19 protein-coding genes are annotated in these 20,800 nt (G+C 67.0%); 8 read left to right on the top strand and 11 right to left on the bottom strand.

The annotated features are described in order from the left end of the window. Window positions 1–75: 75 nt before the first annotated feature. From DR843_RS05965 to eutC, 3 genes are read left to right on the top strand one after another with little or no spacing between them, the layout of a single operon-like run. The gene (locus DR843_RS05965; protein ID WP_109684541.1) at window positions 76–1,665 is read left to right on the top strand and encodes an amino acid permease; all 1,590 of its coding nucleotides are present in this window, start codon (window positions 76–78) and stop codon (window positions 1,663–1,665) included. Continuing rightward, entirely contained in the window at window positions 1,662–3,059 is a 1,398-nt protein-coding gene (locus DR843_RS05960; protein ID WP_109684540.1) for an ethanolamine ammonia-lyase subunit EutB, read from the top strand. Before DR843_RS05965 ends, DR843_RS05960 begins: the two co-directional genes overlap by 4 nt. Next, window positions 3,056–3,784, top strand: coding sequence for an ethanolamine ammonia-lyase subunit EutC (gene eutC, locus DR843_RS05955; RefSeq protein WP_109684539.1), 729 nt, complete (start codon window positions 3,056–3,058; stop codon window positions 3,782–3,784). Before DR843_RS05960 ends, eutC begins: the two co-directional genes overlap by 4 nt. Here eutC and DR843_RS05950 read toward each other — a convergent pair. The 4 genes from DR843_RS05950 to DR843_RS20515 form a co-directional block, all read right to left on the bottom strand. Beyond that, on the bottom strand, window positions 3,770–5,482 hold the full coding sequence (locus DR843_RS05950; RefSeq protein ID WP_146202496.1) for a threonine/serine exporter family protein: 1,713 nt from the start codon (window positions 5,480–5,482) through the stop codon (window positions 3,770–3,772). The two genes, eutC and DR843_RS05950, sit on opposite strands and share 15 nt — an antisense overlap. A gap of 42 nt (window positions 5,483–5,524) precedes the next feature. Further along, window positions 5,525–6,832: a glycosyltransferase gene (locus tag DR843_RS05940; RefSeq protein WP_245934016.1), complete on the bottom strand. Its 1,308-nt coding sequence runs from the start codon at window positions 6,830–6,832 to the stop codon at window positions 5,525–5,527. Then, on the bottom strand, window positions 6,829–9,057 hold the full coding sequence (locus DR843_RS05935; RefSeq protein ID WP_109684535.1) for a glycoside hydrolase domain-containing protein: 2,229 nt from the start codon (window positions 9,055–9,057) through the stop codon (window positions 6,829–6,831). Before DR843_RS05935 ends, DR843_RS05940 begins: the two co-directional genes overlap by 4 nt. 99 nt (window positions 9,058–9,156) lie before the next feature. Beyond that, window positions 9,157–9,843 (bottom strand): efflux RND transporter periplasmic adaptor subunit, encoded by a 687-nt coding sequence (locus DR843_RS20515; protein WP_245934015.1) that lies wholly within the window; start codon window positions 9,841–9,843, stop codon window positions 9,157–9,159. A gap of 91 nt (window positions 9,844–9,934) precedes the next feature. Here DR843_RS20515 and DR843_RS20510 point away from each other — a divergent pair, with 91 nt between their 5' ends. Beyond that, a complete protein-coding gene (locus DR843_RS20510; RefSeq protein ID WP_245934014.1) occupies window positions 9,935–10,768 on the top strand; it encodes a hypothetical protein in 834 nt (277 codons plus the stop codon). 468 nt (window positions 10,769–11,236) lie between these two features. Here the strand turns inward: DR843_RS20510 and DR843_RS05925 are convergent, their stop codons facing one another. From DR843_RS05925 to DR843_RS05910, 4 genes are read right to left on the bottom strand one after another with little or no spacing between them, the layout of a single operon-like run. Continuing rightward, the gene (locus DR843_RS05925; protein WP_109684533.1) at window positions 11,237–12,118 is read right to left on the bottom strand and encodes a DUF5666 domain-containing protein; all 882 of its coding nucleotides are present in this window, start codon (window positions 12,116–12,118) and stop codon (window positions 11,237–11,239) included. Between the two features lie 2 nt (window positions 12,119–12,120). After that, complete coding sequence (locus tag DR843_RS05920; RefSeq protein ID WP_109684532.1) at window positions 12,121–13,350, bottom strand: ABC transporter permease; 1,230 nt, start codon at window positions 13,348–13,350, stop codon at window positions 12,121–12,123. Continuing rightward, a complete protein-coding gene (locus DR843_RS05915) occupies window positions 13,347–14,039 on the bottom strand; it encodes an ABC transporter ATP-binding protein (RefSeq protein ID WP_109684531.1) in 693 nt (230 codons plus the stop codon). The genes DR843_RS05920 and DR843_RS05915 overlap by 4 nt, the downstream gene beginning before the upstream one ends. Further along, the gene (locus tag DR843_RS05910; protein WP_109684530.1) at window positions 14,036–15,352 is read right to left on the bottom strand and encodes an efflux RND transporter periplasmic adaptor subunit; all 1,317 of its coding nucleotides are present in this window, start codon (window positions 15,350–15,352) and stop codon (window positions 14,036–14,038) included. Before DR843_RS05910 ends, DR843_RS05915 begins: the two co-directional genes overlap by 4 nt. A 110-nt stretch (window positions 15,353–15,462) precedes the next feature. On the opposite strand from DR843_RS05910, the gene DR843_RS05905 reads away from it, so the two are divergent. Next, the gene (locus tag DR843_RS05905) at window positions 15,463–16,593 is read left to right on the top strand and encodes a methyltransferase domain-containing protein (protein WP_109684529.1); all 1,131 of its coding nucleotides are present in this window, start codon (window positions 15,463–15,465) and stop codon (window positions 16,591–16,593) included. A gap of 21 nt (window positions 16,594–16,614) precedes the next feature. Beyond that, a complete protein-coding gene (locus DR843_RS05900) occupies window positions 16,615–17,802 on the top strand; it encodes a CapA family protein (RefSeq protein ID WP_109684528.1) in 1,188 nt (395 codons plus the stop codon). Here DR843_RS05900 and rraA read toward each other — a convergent pair. Next, window positions 17,799–18,272 carry a ribonuclease E activity regulator RraA gene (gene rraA, locus DR843_RS05895; protein ID WP_109684527.1) on the bottom strand — a complete coding sequence of 158 codons (474 nt, stop codon included), beginning with the start codon at window positions 18,270–18,272 and terminating at the stop codon, window positions 17,799–17,801. The genes DR843_RS05900 and rraA overlap by 4 nt on opposite strands. Before the next feature lie 20 nt (window positions 18,273–18,292). On the opposite strand from rraA, the gene DR843_RS05890 reads away from it, so the two are divergent. Beyond that, complete coding sequence (locus tag DR843_RS05890) at window positions 18,293–19,297, top strand: bile acid:sodium symporter family protein (protein WP_109684526.1); 1,005 nt, start codon at window positions 18,293–18,295, stop codon at window positions 19,295–19,297. A gap of 7 nt (window positions 19,298–19,304) precedes the next feature. Continuing rightward, on the top strand, window positions 19,305–19,760 hold the full coding sequence (locus DR843_RS05885; RefSeq protein WP_109684525.1) for a YdeI/OmpD-associated family protein: 456 nt from the start codon (window positions 19,305–19,307) through the stop codon (window positions 19,758–19,760). Here the strand turns inward: DR843_RS05885 and DR843_RS05880 are convergent. Both DR843_RS05880 and DR843_RS05875 read right to left on the bottom strand, forming a co-directional pair. Further along, window positions 19,741–20,178 carry an SRPBCC family protein gene (locus DR843_RS05880; RefSeq protein ID WP_109684524.1) on the bottom strand — a complete coding sequence of 146 codons (438 nt, stop codon included), beginning with the start codon at window positions 20,176–20,178 and terminating at the stop codon, window positions 19,741–19,743. The genes DR843_RS05885 and DR843_RS05880 overlap by 20 nt on opposite strands. A gap of 27 nt (window positions 20,179–20,205) precedes the next feature. Beyond that, window positions 20,206–20,790 (bottom strand): NUDIX hydrolase, encoded by a 585-nt coding sequence (locus DR843_RS05875; protein ID WP_109684523.1) that lies wholly within the window; start codon window positions 20,788–20,790, stop codon window positions 20,206–20,208. Window positions 20,791–20,800: the final 10 nt, after the last annotated feature.

Raw genomic sequence — 20,800 nt, 5'->3', positions numbered from 1 at the left:
CGGCACACTGGTCGCACAGCGAACGCCCCCGCCGTCGTGGGTCTGCTTGACCGACCGCGGAAGGACACACCCGCCATGCCCGAAGGCTATGAACCCCTCGACGACGAAGCCCACCTGGCCAGCCTGGGCTACAAGCAAGAGTTGTCACGCAACTGGTCGGGGTTCTCCAACTTCGCCATTTCGTTCTCGATCATCTCGATCCTGGCCGGGTGTTTCACCAGCTTCGGACTGGGCTGGAACAACGGTGGCCCGGCGGCGATCGCCTGGGGGTGGCCGATCGTGGCCGCGTTCATCATGGTCATCGGTTTCTGTATGTCCGAGCTGGTGTCGGCCTATCCCACCTCGGGCGGAATCTACTGGTGGGCAAGCAAACTCGGCGGCCCCAAAGCGGGCTACTACACCGGTTGGCTGAACCTGATCGGGTTGCTCGCGATCGACGCGTCCGTCGCCTACGGCTGCGCGAGCTTCTTCGACACCTTCCTCGGCTACTACAGCGACTCCTGGGCCGCCGGCTACTCGTTGACCCGCGTCTTCATCGAATTCATCGTGATCCTGGCCCTGGCCGCCGCCATCAACATCTTCTCCAGTCACCTGCTGGCGATCCTGAACAACATCTCGGTGTGGTGGCACGTCATCGGCTCACTGGTGGTTGTCGCCATCTTGTGGTTCTTTCTGAAGTCCGGTGCCCACCACGCCTCGCTGTCCGACGTCTTCACCAAGACGATCAACAACACGGGCTTCTTCGGCGGACACACCAGCGGCTGGGGCTTCCTGCTCTACGTGCTGCCGCTGTCGGCCATCCTGACCCAGTACACGATCACCGGATACGACGCGTCGGTGCATTTGTCCGAGGAGACCAAGTCCGCGGCCAACTCTGCTGCCCGAGGCATCTGGCGGTCCATCTTCTACTCCGCCATCGGCGGCTGGATCCTGCTGCTGTCCTTCCTGTTCGCCGTACAGGATTCGGACAAGGTCAGCGAGGGCGGCGGATCGGTCTTCGCGATCTTCGGTCAGGCCCTCGACCCCAAGGTCGCCGGTCTGGTCGTCCTGATCTCCACCGCCGGGCAGTTCTTCTGCACCTGCGCCTGTATGACCTCCACCAGCCGGATGTTCTTCGCGTTCAGCCGGGACCGCGCCGTTCCTGGCTCGCGGTACTGGTCGCGACTGAACGCCAAAAAGGTGCCGGTCTACGCCGTGATCGCGGCGGCCGTCATCGCTCTGCTGCTCACCCTGCCGGCGCTGGTCAAGGTCGACGTCAACGGGGCACCGGTTCCGGTCGCGTTCTTCGCGGTCGTGTCCATAGGTGTCATCGGGCTCTATCTGTCCTTCGGTATCCCGATCTTCCTGCGCTGGCGAGCCGGGTCGACCTTCCGGGTCGGGGCGTGGAACAACGGGCGCAAATACCGCTGGATGAACCTCGTCGCAGTCATCGAAATCGCGGTGATGTCCATCGTCGGTCTGCTACCCACGCTGAACGTCGGGGTGCCCTGGGTCGATGGCTTCTCGATGAAATACGTCAACTACGCGATCATCGTCGTCCCCGTCGCGCTCTTTGCGCTGTGGATCTACTGGCATGTCTCGGTCAAGCACTGGTTCACTGGACCGATCACCACTATCGGATCATCGACCTCGACCGACCAGGAACCGGAGCCAACAACCGCGTGAGATACCGCCAGACGATCAACCAGCGCAGCTACGAATTCGATGGGCTGGTCGACGTCCTCGCCAAAGCGACGCCGCTGCGATCGGGCGACGTGCTGGCTGGCTGCGCGGCTTCGTCCGGGGCGGAACGCGCTGCGGCGCAATGGGTTCTGGCCGACCTTCCGCTGTCATTATTCCTCAGCGAGTACGTCGTGCCGCCCGAGACCGACGACGTCACCCGACTGATCCTGTCGGCCCACGACCCAGACGCATTCGCTGCTGTGGCTGCGCTGACGGTCGGTGGATTCCGGGAGTGGCTACTGGAGGCCGCCGGCCGTGGTGACCACGCCTCGCTGGCGGCGGTGCGCGCTGGACTCACGCCCGAGATGGCAGCAGCCGTCAGCAAGCTCATGCGCAACCAGGACCTGATCGCCGTGGCCGCGGCATGCCACGTCACGACAGCGTTCCGCGACACCATCGGCCTACCCGGCCGGTTCTCCACGCGCTTACAGCCCAACCACCCGACCGACGACCGCACCGGCATCGCAGCCAGCGTCCTGGACGGGTTGCTGCTCGGATCCGGTGACGCCGTCATCGGTATCAACCCCGCTTCGGACAATCCCCGACGAGTCGGCGAGTTGCTCCAGCTTCTCGACGACATCATCACCCGGTACGAGATCCCCACACAGTCCTGCGTCCTCACCCACGTGACCACCACCCTCGAACTGATCGGCGCTGGTGCCCCGGTCGATCTGGTCTTCCAATCGATCGCCGGGACCCAACGCGCCAACGAGGGATTCGGTGTCGAGCTGGCGACCCTCGAGGAGGCGCTCGCCGCTGCCCGGGAACTGCGACGCGGCACCGTCGGCGACAACGTCATGTACTTCGAGACCGGTCAGGGCGCCGCACTGTCCGCCGACGCGCATTGGGGCACTGACGGCCGCCCGGTGGACCAGCAAACCCTCGAGGCCCGCGCCTACGGCGTCGCCCGGGCGTTCGAACCGCTGCTGGTCAACACCGTCGTCGGGTTCATCGGCCCGGAATACCTCTACGACGGCAAGCAGATCATCCGGGCAGGACTGGAAGACCACTTCTGCGGCAGGCTGCTCGGCCTGCCGATGGGTGTCGACGTCTGCTACACCAACCACGCCGAAGCCGACCAGGACGACATGGACACCCTGCTGACCCTGCTCGGTGCGGCCGGCTGCACCTACGTCATGGGCGTGCCCGGCGCCGACGACGTCATGCTGGGATACCAGTCGACCTCGTTCCACGACGCGCTGTATCTACGGCAGGTCCTCGGCAAACGGCCCGCACCGGAGTTCGAATCCTGGCTGGACCGGCTCGGGCTGTTGGCCGGGGACGGCAGCATCCGCGCTATCGACCCCAGCGCCAGTCCGTTGCGGGAGTTGGCGTGAGCGATGATCTGTGGCAGCGACTGCGCGCCCACACACCCGCCCGGATCGGTATCGGTCGATCAGGCACCGGAACCCCCACGGCCGCAGTGCTTTCCACGACCGCCGCGCATGCGGCAGCCCGTGACGCCGTGCACGCTGAGCTGGACGTGCCGATGCTGCAGCGCGATCTCGAAGGGCTCGGACTCGGCCCGGTCTCAGTGGTGCCCTCGGCGGCGCCGGACCGATCGACGTACCTGACCCGGCCCGATCTCGGCCGCACGCCCGGCGGGCCGCTGCCGACCGGTGGCGACGCCGACGTGGCGGTGGTCCTCGCCGACGGACTGAGCGCAGTCGCGACCCAGACGCACGCCGTACCCCTGTTGGCAGCGCTGCTGCCCCTGTTGGACTCCCCCACCACCCTGGCCGCCCCGGTGATCGCCACCCAGGCCCGGGTGGCCCTCGGCGATCACATCGGTCAGGCGGTGGGTGCGCAACTGGTGCTGGTGCTGATCGGTGAACGACCGGGCCTGTCCGCCAGTGACTCCCTCGGGGCCTACCTGACGTGGCGACCGCAGCCGGGCATCTTGGACTCGGCCCGCAACTGCGTCTCCAACATCCGACCACCGCACGGACTCGACTACGACACGGCCGCGCGCACCATCGCGGCACTCATCACCGGCGCCCGACAACTGCGCGCGACGGGGGTGCGCCTGAAGGACGTCTCCGCTGCGCTACCGGCGGGCTGATCGAGCCCTCAACCGGTCCTCGAACGGGCGCGCAACGGCCAGACCGGCCAACACACCCAGGGAGATCGTCACCAACGTGGTGCCGGTCGTGACCAGGGTCGCCACCGCAGTGCTCCCGCCGCCGACCGCGGTGGTCACCCCGACCAGGCCGAGGGCACCGGGCACCAGCAACCAGAACCCGGGCAGGAAGCTCACCAACGGTGGCGGACCCGTGGGCCGCGTCGAGACGATCATCGCGGCAGGCGTCATGAAGAACGCGCCCACCATGGCGGACACGGCGCTGCCGAACAGCACACCGCCGACGACCTGCCCGGCGTAGGCGACGACCAGGACCAGCAGGATCCAGCGTCGCGCCCCTGGTCGGGCCGCCTTGTAGAAGACCAGCCCGACCCCGTAGATCAGCACGCCCGCCCACGGTGCCAAGGGTCCGAAGAACGACTGTCCCGCGTTGCGCGTCAGGCTGGCGGGTACGCCGAGCAAGGAGGCCGCCGCCGTGATGCCGACCGCCAGCAACGCCAACTGCATCAGCCCAGCGGTCAGCCGGGCGGATCCCGACACGATCTGTTTGGTCACCAGGTCGATGGTTCCGTTGGTCAGCTGCGCTCCCGGCAGGAACGTGATCAACGGCGGGATCAGCACCGCCAGGGGATTGAGGTCCCAACCGGTCCTGGCCAGCAGGAACGTGATGACCGCAACGATGAACGACGTCGCGAGCACGACCATCGCCGAGTACACCGGCTCGATCCGTGCGGTCCAGCGCAGGACGAGCGCGGTGAGGATGCCCAGCACGGCGGCGACCGCGAGGTCGAGGGGATTGGCGCCCAGCAGCAGTGCGATACCGATGCTCATGGCGGCGTATCCCGCGATCTGCACGACGGCCGGATACGGATAGTCCGCATCAGCGATCGCACTCAACCGGGCCAGTCCGTCGCGTGGGGTCAGGCGCCCGTCGCTGGCCTGATCGGCGACCTCGGTGATGCCCTGCATCTGGCCGAGATCGATATCCCGCTCCCCCGCGCCGACGGCCGCCGTCGCGGAGTCCTCGACCCCGGAGACCGACACCAACAACGCTGTCGGCAGCGTGATGATGGCAGCCTGCGGCGCTCCGCCGGCCGTCGCCACTTTCCGCAGCGTGTGGTTGACCTGGATCAGCGGGGCACTGATGTCGAGCATCGCCTCACCCAGCACGGTCAGGAACCGCAGCAGGTCCCGCCGGTCGCCCGGGGAGTCCTGGGCGGGACTGTCCGCAGGGGGTGTCGCCTCGACGGGTTGACCCGCAGCCCGGCGGCCAACGGTCCGGGTCTTGACCCACCACACCACGCCCGCAGCGATCGCCGCGAGCACCACGATGACACCGGTCAGAGCCAACGGCCACGGAACGTCGCCACTGGCAGCCGCGGGGCGGCTGATCCATTCGACCTGGGTGCTGGTGCTGGTCGAGGTCGTCGTGGACGTGACCGTGCTGGTGAGCGGATTCGTGGTCTGGGTGGTCTCGGCCGACGTCTGCGGTGTCGACGGCTCGGAGGTCTGCCCAGCGGGAGCCGACGTGGACGTTTGGTTCTCGGTCGGCGTACTCGGCGTGGTCGTGGTGGTTGGAGTTGTCGTTGCCGGGCTGGAAGTGTCTGTCGTCGTGCCGGTCGTCGGCGCCGTACTCGTCTCCGTCGGGGTGTCGGTGGCGGCAGGCAGTGAGGTGGGCACGGACCTACCGAAGCAAACCAGCCTGAGAAGGGCCAATCAGCCTCAGCAGGCGACCCCTTCCAGGGAGTGGGTCAAGTAGCCCAGCATCGTGTCGAGAACGACCGCTCGATCGAACTGCAGCGCGTAGTCCACCGCCTTGTTGCTGTGCGCAACCCACTCCTCCTGCGTCATCGCCACCACCGATCGCAACGCCGCAGCGATGGCATCCGGATCACTCACCGGCACGATGAGAGCAGTGTCACCCACCGCTTCGGGTACGCCGCCGGTCTCGGTGGTGATCACCGGACCGCCGCCGGCCAGCATGTTCTCGACCAGAGCGATTCCGAAGGTCTCGACGAACTCCGGACGCGGCAGGGTCGGCAGCACGAATGCGGTGCAGCCGCGCATCAGGGCCGGCTTCTCGTCGTCATCCACGTCCGTCAGGACGGTGATCCGCTCGGCCAATGGCGATGCCGCGGCCATGTCCCGCACCTGCATCTCCTGCGGACCCTGACCTGCGATGATCAGCCGGACCTGGTCACTGATGCCGCTGCGCTCGTACCCGGCGATCAGGTCGGCAATGCCCTTGGCCTTGACCAGCCGGGACAGGAACAGCACGTACCGCTCCCCCGCCAGGCCGCGCCGCGCCATCACGGCGTCGGCCTCCGCTAGCGGGATCGACCGGTACGACGCGGTGTCCAGCGCCGGGTAGGACACCTGGATCCGCCTGCGGCACTCGTACGCGAAGGAGGTGCCGTGCCGGGCGTCGAGTTCTGCGGCCTCCGCGACGATCAGTTCCTTGGTGTAGCGCGAGACCGCCAGCACACAGTCGTTGGTGAGATACGCCGACAACAGGTGGACCGCGGCGCCGTACCTGTCCTTCTCGACGCAGTCGCGGATGACGTTCGTGATGTCCGAGCCGACCGCCTCCGCGATCGTGAGTACGTCGAGTGGCAGCCCCACGCGCTGAGCGACGGTGAGCGCGTCGGTGACGGCCGTGGTGTGGGGTGAAAGGTAGAGGCTCAAACAGATCGTCGGGATCCCGTCGGTGAACAGTTCGACCAACCGGCCAACGAGGCCGGCGTACCACCGGCCGTCCACGACCCGGTAATCCCCCACCGGCTCAGGGCGTTCCACGGTGATGCCGGGGCTGTAGGGCTGCACACCGTCCAGCGGCTTCAGCGGCAAACCGGCCGCCTCCAGCCGGTCCAGCGGCCAACTGAGGATGCGCACGTCGGTGAAGCCACGCTGCAAGGCCGCCTCCGCGATGTTGCGTGCTTCGACCGAATGTCCGCAGATGACCGGGTCCGCCCGGACCACGATGACCAGGCGGCGGTACCGCTCGAGAACGACTTCCGGTGCTGGCATCATTTCGTAACCCCCGTTGCGAGTGCGATTGCCCCGACGCTGGGCCGGGACGGTGGCCGGAGCGACGATCCCCAATCAGAGGGGGTGTCGCCCAGGGTGATGTGCAGCTCTCCGCCACGATGCAGATCGCTCATGCTCAACCAGGTCTGCGGGACCTCGACACCATTGAGGCGGACAGACTGGATGTACTGCGGTGCGGTGTCCCGACTCGGTGCCCGGAAACCACTGGTGCGTAGGAAGATCTCCGACTCGGCGGTGCGGATCTCGGCCTCCTCGAATGCCGGTGGGTGAAGGAGTACGAGGTTCTGACCGGCCACCGGAAACAACCCGAGGCTGGCCCAGACGTACCACGAGGAGATCGCGCCGGAGTCGTCGTTGCCCGCGAGGCCGCCGGGTCCGGTGCCGAACATCTGGTGGACGGCGGCGTGGACGACCTCGGCCGTACGATCGGGGCGCCCGGCATAGTGATACGCCCATGGCGCCTCCATGTCCGGTTCGTTGTTCATTCCCTCGAACCGGCCCAGTTCGTAACCTCTTTCGAGTTCGTCCCGGCCAGGACGCAGCCCTGGTTGCACGACCGCCGGGGCGCCATAGCCGAAGAATCGGTCGAGTAACTCCACGAACCGGTCCTCGCCGCCGGCAACCTTGATGCGAGCAGCCATGTCGTGCAGCAAGCGGAACGAGTAGTTCCACGGACCACCCTCGTAGAACGTGGATTTCGCCATCAGCCCGGTGTCGGGGTCGAACGCCGCCGGCCAACCGGCCGCCCACGGTGCAAGGTCGGCAACGAGCGCCTGGTCATCGATGGAATCGGCCACCACAGCGGCGCACCAGTAACCGAAGGCCAGATCGAGAACGTGACTGATCGGATGGGTGATGCCGTCGCGCAGGTACTCCTCGCCGTACGTGCGGCGCAGGTCGGCGTGCATGTGCACGACCGCTCGGTCCCAGTCCACGCCGGGCATCCGCAACTGACACAGATCGGCGAACAGCGTGTGCGCCAACGCACTTCCCTGCCGGGAGAACCGGTCGGCGCCCTTGGCCATGCGGTACCCGATCGGGAAGTTGCCTTCCTCCTCGCAGATCTTCAGCAGGGCATTGGCCAGGTCGACCGCCCGCTTCGGCCGAAGCAGTGTCATCAGCGGAAGTTGGGTCTTGTAGATGTCCCACATGGTGCACAGGTCGTAGACGAACGGACCGTTGGTCGGCCAGAACGGACTCTCGTCCTTGGCGAAGCACGGCTTCATCAAGGAGTGGTAGAGCGCGGTGGCCATGACCGTGCCCTGATCCTGGTCGGGCGTCGAGACGGTGATCTGCGACAGGTGATCACGCCATACGTCCTGCGTCTGCTGTCGACGGGCGTGGAAGCCGCCCACCAGATTGCCGGTGTCGGCTGCGAGGTTCACCTTGGCTTGTTCAGTTCCCCGCAGCGAGAAGCCCATTCGCAACTCGACTGTCTGACCGGCCACGGACGGCCCGGCCCACATCAGACCAAACGGTCGCAACGTGGTCGGCCGGATGTCGGCGAAATCCAGTCGTGAGCCCCCCGGCATGATGCGCCGGTCGTACCAGAGGACCTGCCGGAAGTCAGAAGCGTCGCATTCCAGATGTACGGCGAGCGGGGCCCCTTCCATGACCACCTCACCGCGCGCACTGCCCTGGCGCAGGAACTCCAGGTGTGCGCGCAACGGGGTTGTCTCGCCGTACGGAATGGCCAGGCCGCCGGTCGAGAAGTCCACGACCAGACGTGCGTCGCGACTCTCGGGGAAGGTGTATCGGTGCACGGCGCTCTTGGGGCCGACCGTTATCTCACAGACGATCCCGGTCTCGAGCTCGGCCCGGTAGTAGCCCGGTTCGGCGTACTCGTTGCGCACCTGCCACGCGGTGCCCAGGTCGTCCAACGTGCTGAGCATCGGCGTGACTCGAAAGTAGTTGTAGTACTTGCGGATTGCGCCGGTGCCCGATTGCTGGAAGTGGGTGAATCCCGATACCCGCATCCGGTCGGCCATCGGCACCGGCAGGCCCTCGGTGCCCAGTTCGTAGATGCCGTAGCCGGTCGGGTACGCGCCGGAGTAGGCACACGCCGACACCATCCCGAACGGGTACGTCGCACCGGGATGGGTGTTGCCCACCTGCGGTTTCGGCCACCACCAACTCGCCGCGATGCCGTGCGGCTGCGGCAGGTCGGTGGCAGCGGTGCCGATGAACGGATCGACCAGGTCGAACATGGCGGCTCCCCTCGGGCGAGTGGCGCGGTCTGTCGTTCGACGGTAGGTGAGCTATGTGTCGGTTTCGTTACGGGTAGGCGACAGTCCGGACGCGGTTGTTCACCGCCGCATACCACCGCCGGGCATTCCGCCGCCGCTGAAGCCACCACCGGTGAAGGCGTTCTCGTTGGTGGAACTGTCCGCACCGAGGGTCGCGGTGAGGTCTGCCAGCACCACCTGGGTACCGGCATCCAGCCCCGTGACCTGGGCTTTGCCGCCACCCACGGTGCCTACCGTCACTGACTTCGTGGTGACTTGGTCATCACCGGAAACCACCTGGATGGTTGCCCGTCCGGTGGCCACCATGGTCAGTGCCGAGGCCGGAACGGTCACGACGTTCGTGACGCTCTTGGTCGTCACTGCGACCTGGGCCTGGGAATCCTGGGCCAGCGCCTGTGGTGGGTCATCAACCGTGATCGTGACCGGGTACGTCGGAGTGCTGCTCGTACTGTCGGCCGGCAGGATCCCGATCTGGGTCACCGAGCCGGTGACCGTGCCCCCTCCCCCGGCGGGTGTGACGACTGCGCTCTGCCCGATCGCCAGAGTGGGCAGCGCCGATAGCGGTACGTCGACCGTCACCTGGGCAGCACCCGATCCGATGATCGTGATGCTCGATGAGGTCGACGCGTCTTGACCGCTGGTCAGTCCAACACTGGCGACTGTGCCGCTGATCGGAGCAGTCAAGGTGGCTGAGTCGACCGCCTGCTGGGCCTGGGTGACCTCTAGTTCGGCGGCACTGACGGTCATCGTGCCGCCCCCACCGGAGCCTGAGCCCCCAGTGCCTGAGCCCCCAGTGCCTGAGCCCCCGGTGCCTGAGCCCCCGGAGGCTGAGCCCCCGGTGCCTGAGGCAGCGCCCGAAGCCGCGCTGCCGGAGCCGCTACCGGTCCCGGTGCCGGTGCTGGCCGAGCCACCTCCCGTGGTTGTTTTGCTCCCGCCGGTGCCGCCGGTGCCAGCCGCGCTGGTGGGGGACGCGCTACTCGTCGGTGTGGACGACGAACCGCCGGAGCTACCGCCCTTGGTGCTGGTGCCACCGCCGGTGGTGCCGGATGATCCGCTGCTGCCGCCGCTGGACTTCGAGCTGAGTTGGTCCAGCAGGGAGTTCAACTGGGTGAGCGTCGACGAAGCCTGCTCGAACGTCGCCGAAGCGGTCTGGGTCGCAGACACGCAGGCCTTGACCACTGCCGGGTCGAGCGAGGCGGTTGACGCGCTCGAGGAGCTGCTGCTCGGCGTACTCGTCTCTGTGGGCGTGCTGGTCTCGGTGGGCGTACTGGTCTCGGTTGGCGTGCTGGTTTCCGTAGATGTACTGGTCGCCGTCGACGCTGTGCTGGTCGGCTGCGCCGTACTGGACTGCGTGCTCGTCGGGCTGGAGCTTGTGGGGGTGTCGGTGACGTCGCGGCCAGCGGATCGCGACGTGCCGCCGGTGGTGCCTTGTGAGCCGCCTGCGGCCATCACCGGGGCGCACGTCGTCTGCTGCTCCTGCACCGCTGCCTTCATCGACCGGACCTGCGCAGACAACGTCTTCGACAGTGCCTTCAGTTGCGTCGTGTCGCCGTCGGAGATCTTGGCGCCCGACCCAGAACCGCCGGACGCGGCCGGTGTCGAAGCGGCCGGAGTCGAGGCGGCGACCGTGGGCGCTGCAGTGGCGTTTCGTGACGACGAGCTGGCTGACTGACCACCGGACGAACTCTTCGCCGAGGACGAAGCAGTCGCCGATGGGGTGCTTCCGGCTGATGACGTCTTGGACGTCGTAGTGGTGCTCGTCGTCGTGCTGGTGGTCGCTGCGGCGGCCTTTGCCTGGGCGAGATCCGCTTGAGCCGACAACAGATCGGCATTCAGACCCGAGGTGTCCATCGTGGCCAGCTTCTGTCCGGCCGAGACAGTGTCGCCAACGGCAACGTCGACGCCGGTGACCTCACCCGAGCTCGGGAAGGATGCGGACACCTGGTTGACCCTGGCCACCGAGCCACTGAGGCTCAGCTGACTACTGACCGAGCCGGTGCTCGCCGTCGCCAGCCGGTAGTGATCGGACAGGGCGTCTGCGGTGGCCGCATGGGCCACCCCGTAGGTCACCGCTCCCGTGACGGCGACCACGCACAACCCGGCGGCGGAGCCGAGGACGACTCGACGCCGCCGATCGGGATCACGAAGCACTGGGCGCTCCCCCGTTGCCGCCGCCGAATCCGCCCATCTGCGAGGTGCATTCGCCATTCACCGACTCACTGATCGTGAGACTGGAGGCCGTGAGCACTGAATTGGTGGTCGTGCCACGGGCCTCGACACACTTGCCAGCCTGAATCGCTGAGGCGCTTGCGGTCGACTGCTTGGTGTACGTCGTGCTGGACGACGTCGTCGCGGTGACCGCCTTCGCGGCGCTCCCGGTCGTCTGGAAAACGAAACCGCTCCCGGTGACCGAAGTGACCTTGCCGGTCAGACCGCCCATTCCGCCGAAGCCACGACGCCCGGTCTCGGAGCCACCGGTGCTCGATGGTGAGCTGCTCGCGGTACTGGCGGTGCAATCAGTCGCCGGCAGGATCGTCACCGCCGTCGCCGTCACCGAGCTGGGCACGGTGTAGCTCGGCATCGAGCCCGTGGGGCGGGTGCCGCTGGTGGGCGCTCCCGTCGGTGCACCCGAAGGCCGCGCGCCCCCCGATCCGGAGAATTGCTGCTGCACCGATACACAGGCGCCCGTCGTGAGATCGCTTGCGCTGCCGGTGGTTCGGTTGCTGATCTTGGTGGCGCTGCTCCACTTCACGGAGCTGGTGCTGCCCTGCGAGGTGGTCGCGGTCAGGGTGGTTCCACTCACCGACGCGATCACGCCGCTGACGCCGGGGCTGAAGCCGCGTCCGCCACCCGGGCCACCACTTTGGCCGCCGCCCCCGGCGGCGGCACCGGTCGGCGTACCCGCGGCGGCTGCGGTGCTGGTGCCACCCGAGGAACAACCGGCGACCATCACCGCCAGAAGGGCGGCACCGCCGAGGCTGATCACCTTGTCGAACCGACGAATCTGTTGGGATCGCAACATACTTACTCGCTCCTCAGAGCTTCGATGGGTGCCAGTCGGGCGGCCCGGCTGGCTGGATAGACACCGGCACCGACGCCGATGACGACGGACACCGCGAGGGCTAGCAGCGCCGCCTCGAAGGACAGCGCGACCGGTTGGTCGAGGAAATGTGGGAGCACCAGCGCACCGACCACACCTAGGGCGATGCCCAGCGCCCCACCGGCGAGACCGAGAATGCTTGCCTCCGTGAGGAATTGCTTGCGGATCGTCCGTGGCGTGGCGCCGAGGGCTTTGCGCAGACCAATTTCCCGGATCCGCTCGGTGACCGACACGAGCATGATGTTCATGACCCCGATCCCACCGACCAACAGTGAGATTGCGGCGATGCCCGCCAAGAGAACGGTCAGGGTCTTCGTCGTGCTCGTCGCGGTGTCGACCAGTGACTGTTGGCTGCTGATGGAGAAGTCAGCACTGCTGACCGTCACTCCGTGGGCCGTGGCCAGCGCGTTCGTTGCTTCCTGTTTGGCTGCGGCCAGGTGATCGCTGCTGGCCGCCTCCAGGTAGATATTGGACACGCCGTCCGAACTGGAGGTCGCCAACCGGTGGGCGTAGGTCGTTGTCGGGATGACCACCGTGTCGTCCTGGTCGACGTTGTTCACGGTGCCGGCAGAGCTGAGCACACCGATCACGGTGAAGGTCTGCCCATCGATCGTGACCTGCCGTCCAACCGGGTCCGGCGTGCCGGAGAACAAACTGCTGACGACCGTACTTCCCAGCACCACAACGGGATTGGCATCTGCGACGTCGGCCGATGCGATGAACCGTCCGCTGGACACCGAACGGGCGCGCACCTGCAGCCAACTGGGCGTCGTACCCACCACCGTCGTCGTGGTGTTGCTACTGCCGTTGACGACGGAGAAGGATCCGCTGGACGTGGCAGCCACGCCCGCGACGTCGGGCACAACCGTGGCGTTGGCGAGCATCGTGGCGTCCGACTGGGTCAGGGTGGTCGCCGATCCGGCGGCTCCGCGCACGCCGGCCGAACTCGTCGTACTGCCCGGGGTGACCACCAACAGGTTGGTGCCGAGCGCGTTGATCTGGTCGGCCACCTTCTGTTGGGCGCCTTGGCCGAGTCCGACGGTGAGCATCACCGCCGTGATCCCGATCAGGATGCCCAGGACCGTGAGCCCGGAGCGCAGCCGACGAGCGCCGATGGCGTCGAACGCGCTGCGGATGGTTTCCGCCCAACTCATGCGGCGCTCGTCTCGGTGAACAACTGCCCATCCCGGATACGTACGGCGTGTGAGGCCTGCGCGGCCACGTCAGGTTCGTGGGTGATGACGACCACGGTGCGACCCTGGTCGTGCAGTTCGTGGAACAGTTGCAGCACATCCTGGGTAGCGACGGAGTCCAGGTTCCCGGTGGGTTCGTCGGCCAGAATCATTGCCGGATCGGTGACCAAAGCCCTTGCAACAGAGACACGTTGCTGCTGGCCACCAGACAACTGGGTGGGCCGGTGGTCGAGGCGGTCGCCCAGGCCGACCCGGCGCAGCGCCTCCACGGCCCGCTCCTGCCGCTCCGCGCGCCCGACCCCCGCGTAGACCAAAGGAAGCTCCACGTTGCGCAGAGCGGATTGGGATTGCAACAGATTGAACTGCTGGAAGACGAAGCCGATCTCGCGGTTGCGCACCTGCGCCAGTTCGGATTCCGACATCTGGGAGACGTCTTCGCCAGCCAGTTCGTAGGTGCCTTCGCTCGGGATGTCCAGACAACCCAGGATGTGCATCAGGGTGGATTTGCCTGACCCGGAGGGTCCGGTGATCGCCAGGAAGTCACCTTCGGGCACTTCGAGGTCGATCCCGCGCAAGGCGTGGACCTGCAGATCACCGGTCCCGTACGTCTTCGTCACGCCACGCAGCGCAAGGATGGTCGGCGTGCTCACGGCGCCTCCGCTGCGGGTGCCGCCGTGCCACCCGCACGTGCACCGCCGAACGCGCCCGGGCCGCGGGAGGTGACCTGGACCATCTCACCAGCCGCCACACCGGACAGCACCTGCGTCCGGGTGCCGTAGACCGATCCAGTGCTGATCGCCACCTGCTGGGTTGACCCGTTCTTGGAGACCGTCACCACCGACTTGCCGTTGCTGGTCGAGATTGCTGTGGTCGGGACGGTGAGCACGTTGTTGACGGACTTGGTGGTGACCACCACCGACGCGCTGGTGCCGACGTAGATGCCCGACTCGGTTCCCGACACCTTGACCACCACCGGGAAGGTCGCGGTGCTGCCGGTGGAGGTGGTCCCGACGATCCCCACGGATTGGATGGTTCCGGGCAACGCGGTGCCAGTCGTCGTACCCGTCGATCCCGAACCCGTGGATGACGAGCCGGATGACGATGAACCCGAACCAGACGAGCCCGAACCACCCGAGGAGCCACCGAATCCGCCGCCGCCACCGAATCCGGGGAAGCCTCCTCGGGAGTTGCCAGAAGAACTACTGGCGGTCGAGATACTGACCTGTGTGCTCTGACCCTTGGCCAGTTGGGCCAGGTCGGCCGAGCTGACGTTGGCATTCACCGTCCATGACGAGGTGTCGACCAGGACGATGGCCGATGAGGAAGAGGACGAGGAGCCTGACGCGCCGTCGCCACCTGCCCCGCCGGAGCCGCCGCCCGCACTACCAGCCGCGCCACTACTCGAGCTACTACCCGAGGTGTCCCCGGCGGCGATGTTGACCGTCGCGATCGTGCCGCTGAAGGGTGCGGTCATCGACGCGGCGGCAAGCGCCTTCTGCGCCTGGGTGACCTTGCTCTCGTCGGATGCCACCGTGGCTTTCGCGGCTGCGATCTGAGTGGATGTCCCACTGTCCTCGACGGATTCGAGGTTCTCCTGCGCGCTGGACAGGGTGGACTTGGCGGATGCCAGCGATGCGGCCAGATCGGTGTCGTCGATCGTGGCCAGGACCTGACCCTTGGTCACCTTGTCCCCGACGGCCACGTTGACCGCGGTGACCGTTCCGGAACTGGCGAAGTCCAGATCCGCTTCCTGCGCCGGTGCGAACGTTCCCGAGATCGTGAGGGTCTGGCTCACCGTTCCGACGGTCGCCGCTTGCAAGGTGGTCGTGGTCTGTGCTGCGGCCTGAGTTTGGTTGTCGCTGCGGTGGGTAGCCCACCAGCCGACCCCTGCGCCGCCGGCGACGACCACGGCAACGGCTCCCGCGATCGCCCGGCGACGTACGCGTCCCGGGTGCTGTGTCATGACTCGGCACGCTAGGAACCTGAGTTTGTGCCGGACTGTCGCGATCTTGTGTGCGACCTGTCGCCGACCGACCAATCCTGTGAACGACACCGACCACCTACAGTGGGGCGATGCGTTGCGGCTATTTTGACGAGCATCGCTGCCGCAGTTGCGAGCTCATGGGCGTCCCGTACGCCGACCAGCTGGCTGACCTCGATCGTCACCTCCACGAGGCACTCCCCTCCGTGCCCGTCGGAGCCTGGTCGCCGCCGGCCTTCGGTCCGGAGTCGCACTTCCGGAACAAAGCGAAGCTGGTTGTCGGCGGTCGGCGTGGTGCGCCGACCCTCGGCATTCTCGACCCGGCCGGTCATGGCGTGGACCTGCGCGAGTGCGGCCTCTACGAGCCGGGATTGCACGCAGCCCTGCCGCACCTGGCGGACTTCATCGCGGAAACCGGCCTCACGCCGTACGACGTGCCGAGCCGCACCGGAGAACTCAAACACCTGTTGGTGACCCACTCCCCCGACGACGAACTGATGGTCCGCTTCGTGCTGCGCTCGACCGGTCAACTGGCCAAGTTGGAGCGCGCGCTACCCGAGCTGTACGCCCGCCTCCCGCAGACCCGGGTGGTCACAGTCAATCTGCTGCCGGAGCACCGGGCCGCCACGGAAGGGCCTGAAGAACGGGTACTCAGCCAGGACGCGGAGCTGCCGATGCGGTTGCCCGAGCTGACTCTGTATCTCGGCCCGCAAGCCTTCTTCCAGACCAACACCACCGTCGCGACGATGCTCTATCGCCAAGCCCAGCAATGGGTTTCGACGCTGCGGCCGAAGGTGGTGTGGGATCTGTTCTGCGGAGTCGGCGGCTTCGGTCTGCACGTTGCCGCCGCCAGTCAACCGGCCGTGCTGCGCGGGATCGAGATCTCGCCGGCCGCTGTCGCCGCCGCCCGGCATGCCGCCGCCGCGCTCGACCTACCCGGCACGCGCTGCGTCTTCGAAGCGGCCGACGCCGAGCAGGAGTTGCGCTCGGGTGCCACGGGGCTGCTCATCGTCAACCCGCCCCGACGCGGGATCGGCGCACTGGCCGAGCGCATCGAGCAGTCCGCCGTCCCGCATGTCCTGTACTCCAGCTGCAACGCGGCCTCGCTCGCCCGCGATCTGAGCGCGATGCCGTCACTACAGCCGGTCGCGGCCCGCGCCTTCGCGATGTTCCCGCAAACCAGGCACCACGAGGTCCTGGTGTTGCTGCGACGTTCCGGCTAACTGGCTGGGTACAGTTCGCCCATGCGCGCTCTGCTACCTGCCGCCGCCTGCTTGAGCGGTCTCCTCGCGCTGGGTGCGTGCTCCAACGACTCCGGCAAGCCGCCGGCCGCGATCACATCGGCCCCTGCCGCCTCGTCGGCCGGGTCATCGTCCAGCACACCCGGCTCCGATGTCGCTACCGGGACAACCGTGACCGTCGCCGCTTCGGGCGACATCCTGATCCACGGTCCGGTCCGCCGCAACGCGGCCGCGTTCGCCAAGCAGCAGGGCAAGACGGGGTTCGACTTCGACCCGATGTTCGCGCCGGTCAAGGCCGCGCTGAGCAAGGCCGACGTGACGATTTGCCAGCAGGAGACCCCCGTCTCGGCCAACGACACGAATCTCGAACACACCGGGCTGGTCTACAACGCGCCGAAGGAGATCGCGGCGGCCGAGAAGAAGGCCGGCTTCGATGGCTGCTCCTTCGCCAGCAATCACACCTGGGACATGCAACTGGCCGGTGTCCAACAGACCCCGGTCACCCTGGAGAGGGCCGGGCTGAAGGTCGCCGGCGCCACTCCCACAGCGAGCGGAGCAGGCGAGCCCGCGATCTATCAGGTGGGCAAGGTGAAGGTCGCCCAGTTCGCCTACGCCTACAGCGTGATCAACAAGGCCGGCCCGAGTCCCGAAGTGCCCTCGAGCGCCCCCTGGTTGAAGGATGCGTCATGGCCGGCAGAAGGTGTCACGGGCATCCTCGCCGAAGCTAAGAAGGCCAAGGCCGCCGGCGCAGACATCGTGGTGATCAGCATGCACTGGGGCAAGGAATACCAGGAGGCCCCCACCAGCGAGCAGACGACGTACGCCAAGGCCTTGCTCGCCTCGCCGTACGTCGATGCGATCTATGGCGCGCACGCGCACGTGATCCAGCCCTGCTCGACGCTGAACGGCAAGTACGTCTTCTACGGGATGGGTAACTTCCTGTCCAACCAAGGCCAGGGGCAGGCCTCGATCCTCACCGACGCCAACGCGGACGGGGTGATCCCGACGGTCACCTTCACCAAGACGGCGAACGGTTGGTCTCAGACCGCCACCTATCAGCCCACGCACGTGGACATCGCCGGGCACCACATCATCAACCTGACCTCGCCGACGCAGAACCCGACGGCGTACGGGCGGGTGGTGAAGGCGATGAGCAGCCTCGGGAACTGCCAGGCCACACCGGTCGGCTAGCCGCGCTCGACCAGGACGCCGTCGCGGTCGGCCCATACCGTCGATCCCGGTGTGAACGTCGCGCCGCCGAAGGTGACCGGTACGTCGACCTCGCCAGCGCCGTCCTTGGCCGACCTACGCGGGTTGGAGCCCAGGGCGAGGACTCCGACCTGCAGCGTCGCCAGGACCTCGGTGTCGCGAACCGCACCGTTGATCACGATCCCGGCCCAGCCGTTGTCCGCCGCAGCTTTGGCGATCAGATCCCCGCACAGCGCGCTCTCGATCGAACCGCCACCGTCGACGACCAACACCCGGCCATCGCCGGGAGTGTTGAGCAACTCCTTCACGATGGCGTTGTCCCGGAAGCACCGCACGGTCGTTGCCGGTCCGCTGAACGCCGAACGGCCGCCGTACGTGCGCCACGGCAGAGAGCTGGAATCCAGCGCCTCGCCCAGCCGGTCGTATACGTCGGCTGTCGCCTCGGAAGTCACGCTGCGTAGGCTAGCCGACCGTGGGGTGGCTGAAAAAGATCGGTATTGACGGGTTCGTACTGTCCATTTTGCTGGCCGTCGTGGTCGCCTCGGTCTTCCCGGCGAGCGAGGCCTTCGCCCCCAGCCTGGACAAGATCGTCGCCATCGCGATCGGCCTGCTCTTCTTCCTGTACGGCGCTCGGCTGCACCCGCGCGAAGCCCTCGACGGCCTGGCGCACTGGCGACTGCACCTGCTGATCCTGTCCTTCACCTTCGTGGTGTTTCCGCTGGTCGGGGTGGCGATGCGGGCCTTGTCGCCGTGGTTGCTGTCGGCTCCGCTCTACACCGGCGTGCTCTACCTGACCCTGGTGCCCTCCACCGTGCAGTCCTCGATCGCGTTCACCTCGATCGCCCGCGGCAACGTCGCCGGCGCGATCGTCAGCGCCTCCGCGTCCAACCTGCTGGGGGTCTTTCTCACCCCGCTGCTGGTCGTGGTGATGGTCGCGGTAGGGCTGATGGGCGTTGACGGCGACATCCAGATCACCGGCAGCGCCGTCGTCGACATCGTCGTCCAGTTGCTGTTGCCGTTCATCCTCGGCATGCTCGCCCGGCCGTTGATCGGCGGCTGGGTGAAGAAGAACGCCGCGTGGCTGAAGTACGTCGACCGGATCTCCATCCTGCTGGTGGTCTACTCGGCGTTCAGCGAGGGCGTCCGCGAAGGGATCTGGGGCAAGGTCGCCGTCTGGCAGATCGTGGTCCTGGTGGTGCTGTCGGTGCTCCTGGTCCTGTTCATGTTGTGGCTGACCCGGTGGTCGGCGCAGCGGCTCGGGTTCAGCCGCGCGGACATGATCGCCATCCAGTTCTGTGGGACCAAGAAGTCGCTGGCCAGCGGTCTGCCGATGGCCGCGGTGTTGTTCTCCGCAGGCACGGTCGGGTTGATCGTGCTGCCGCTGATGATCTTCCACCAGATCCAGTTGATGATGTGCTCCTGGTTGGCCGGTCGCTACGCCCGCGAACCTGTTGCCGACGCGCCGAGCCCGGCATGATCGCGGTATGACGTCGTTGGAACTGACTACCGAACTGGTCGCGCGGGGCCCCGCGGCAGCCATCGTGCTCACCGACGAGCAGGTCGCCGCCTTGAGCAGCAAGAAGGTGTTCCCGGTGACGGTCACCATCGGCGATCGATCGTTCGCGGGCCGGGTGGCGCGGATGGGCGGGGAGAACCTCGTCGGGCTCAGCAAGGCGGCCCGGGCTCAGCTACAGGTCGAGGTGGGGCAACGGGTCGACGTGACCCTCCGCCCCGACGAGGCACCCCGCAGCGTGGAGATCCCGCCTGAACTCGACGCCGCGCTCGACCAGGATCGTACGGCGCGTGCGGCCTTTGACGCCCTGTCACCGTCGCGACGCAAGGAGTTGGCACGGTCGGTCGCCGACGCCAAGAAGCCGGAGACGAAGGCGCGGCGGGTGGAAACCGTCCTCGCGCAGTTGGTTACGCCTTCTGCTCGATGATCCCGGGCATCTCGCGCTCCATCTGCGCGGCGATCTTGGCGAAAGCGATCTTCAGGAACGGACTGGCCACCTTCGCGATGCCGTTGAAGGTGACCTCCGAGCGGTACCGCAGATCGAGCGCACCGTCGCCGATCTCGGTGAGGGTGATGTCATCGATCGACGTGGCTGTCTTGTTCGTCCCCTTGAAGATGATCCGCTGCGGATCGTCGCGGGTCAGCTCGTAGGTCAGATCGGTCTTGCGGCCGAACACCTCCGACACGTTGTCCCATTTGGTGCCCTGCGCGATCGGACCGTCGTCCTGCTGGACGCAGGACACCGTGCCCGGGTCCCAGTCGATCGCGTTGGCGAAATCGCGCAGGTAGGCACGGGCTCGCTCGACCGGGACATTGACGCGGAAGGTGCGCTCGGTGGTGACCATGGCCCAACCCTGACACGGCCGGTCCGGCTAGAGCACACCCGGGACGGTGGACTCCTCCACCGACCCGTAATCGATCGGGTACGCCGATCGGTCGCCATCCGCCTCGTACCGGGCGACCTCCTCGAGCAGGTCGAGTAAGCCTATGGGCCAGACGATTTCGGCTGTGCGCCGCAATTCCAGCTCGCTCCACCAGGACCACGAAACCATCGTGATCCGTTCTTCCGCGGTGTGCCCGGCGGTCGAGATCTCGAAGGTTGGAACTCGCGCGAAGAAGAAGGTGTCGTGCTGGTCGATGACCACATCCGTGTAGCCGTGGACGACGTGGCGCACCATGATCGGCCCCGCGAGTTGCTCGTCGGCCAACTGCAGCCCAGTCTCCTCGCTGACCTCCCGGATCGCCGCGACCCGCTCGGACTCCCCCTCCTCGATCCCGCCGCCGGGAGTGATCCACCAGTGCGAGTCGTGCATCCCAGGGTCGGTGTCGGTGAACAACAGCACCCGGTTCTGCTCGTCCAGCAGCAGGACGCGGGCAGTCCGCCGGGTGCGGTGCGGGCGTTCGTGCGCCGGGACCGGGATGAGGGTGCGGACGGGCTCTTCACTCGCGTCGTTCACACTGCAAAGT

It is taken from the genome of Branchiibius hedensis (assembly GCF_900108585.1).
GTDB classification, from domain to species: Bacteria; Actinomycetota; Actinomycetes; order Actinomycetales; family Dermatophilaceae; genus Branchiibius; species Branchiibius hedensis.
The sequence above is the reverse complement of the archived record's forward strand: the minus strand, read 5'-3'. Positions and strand labels throughout refer to the sequence as shown.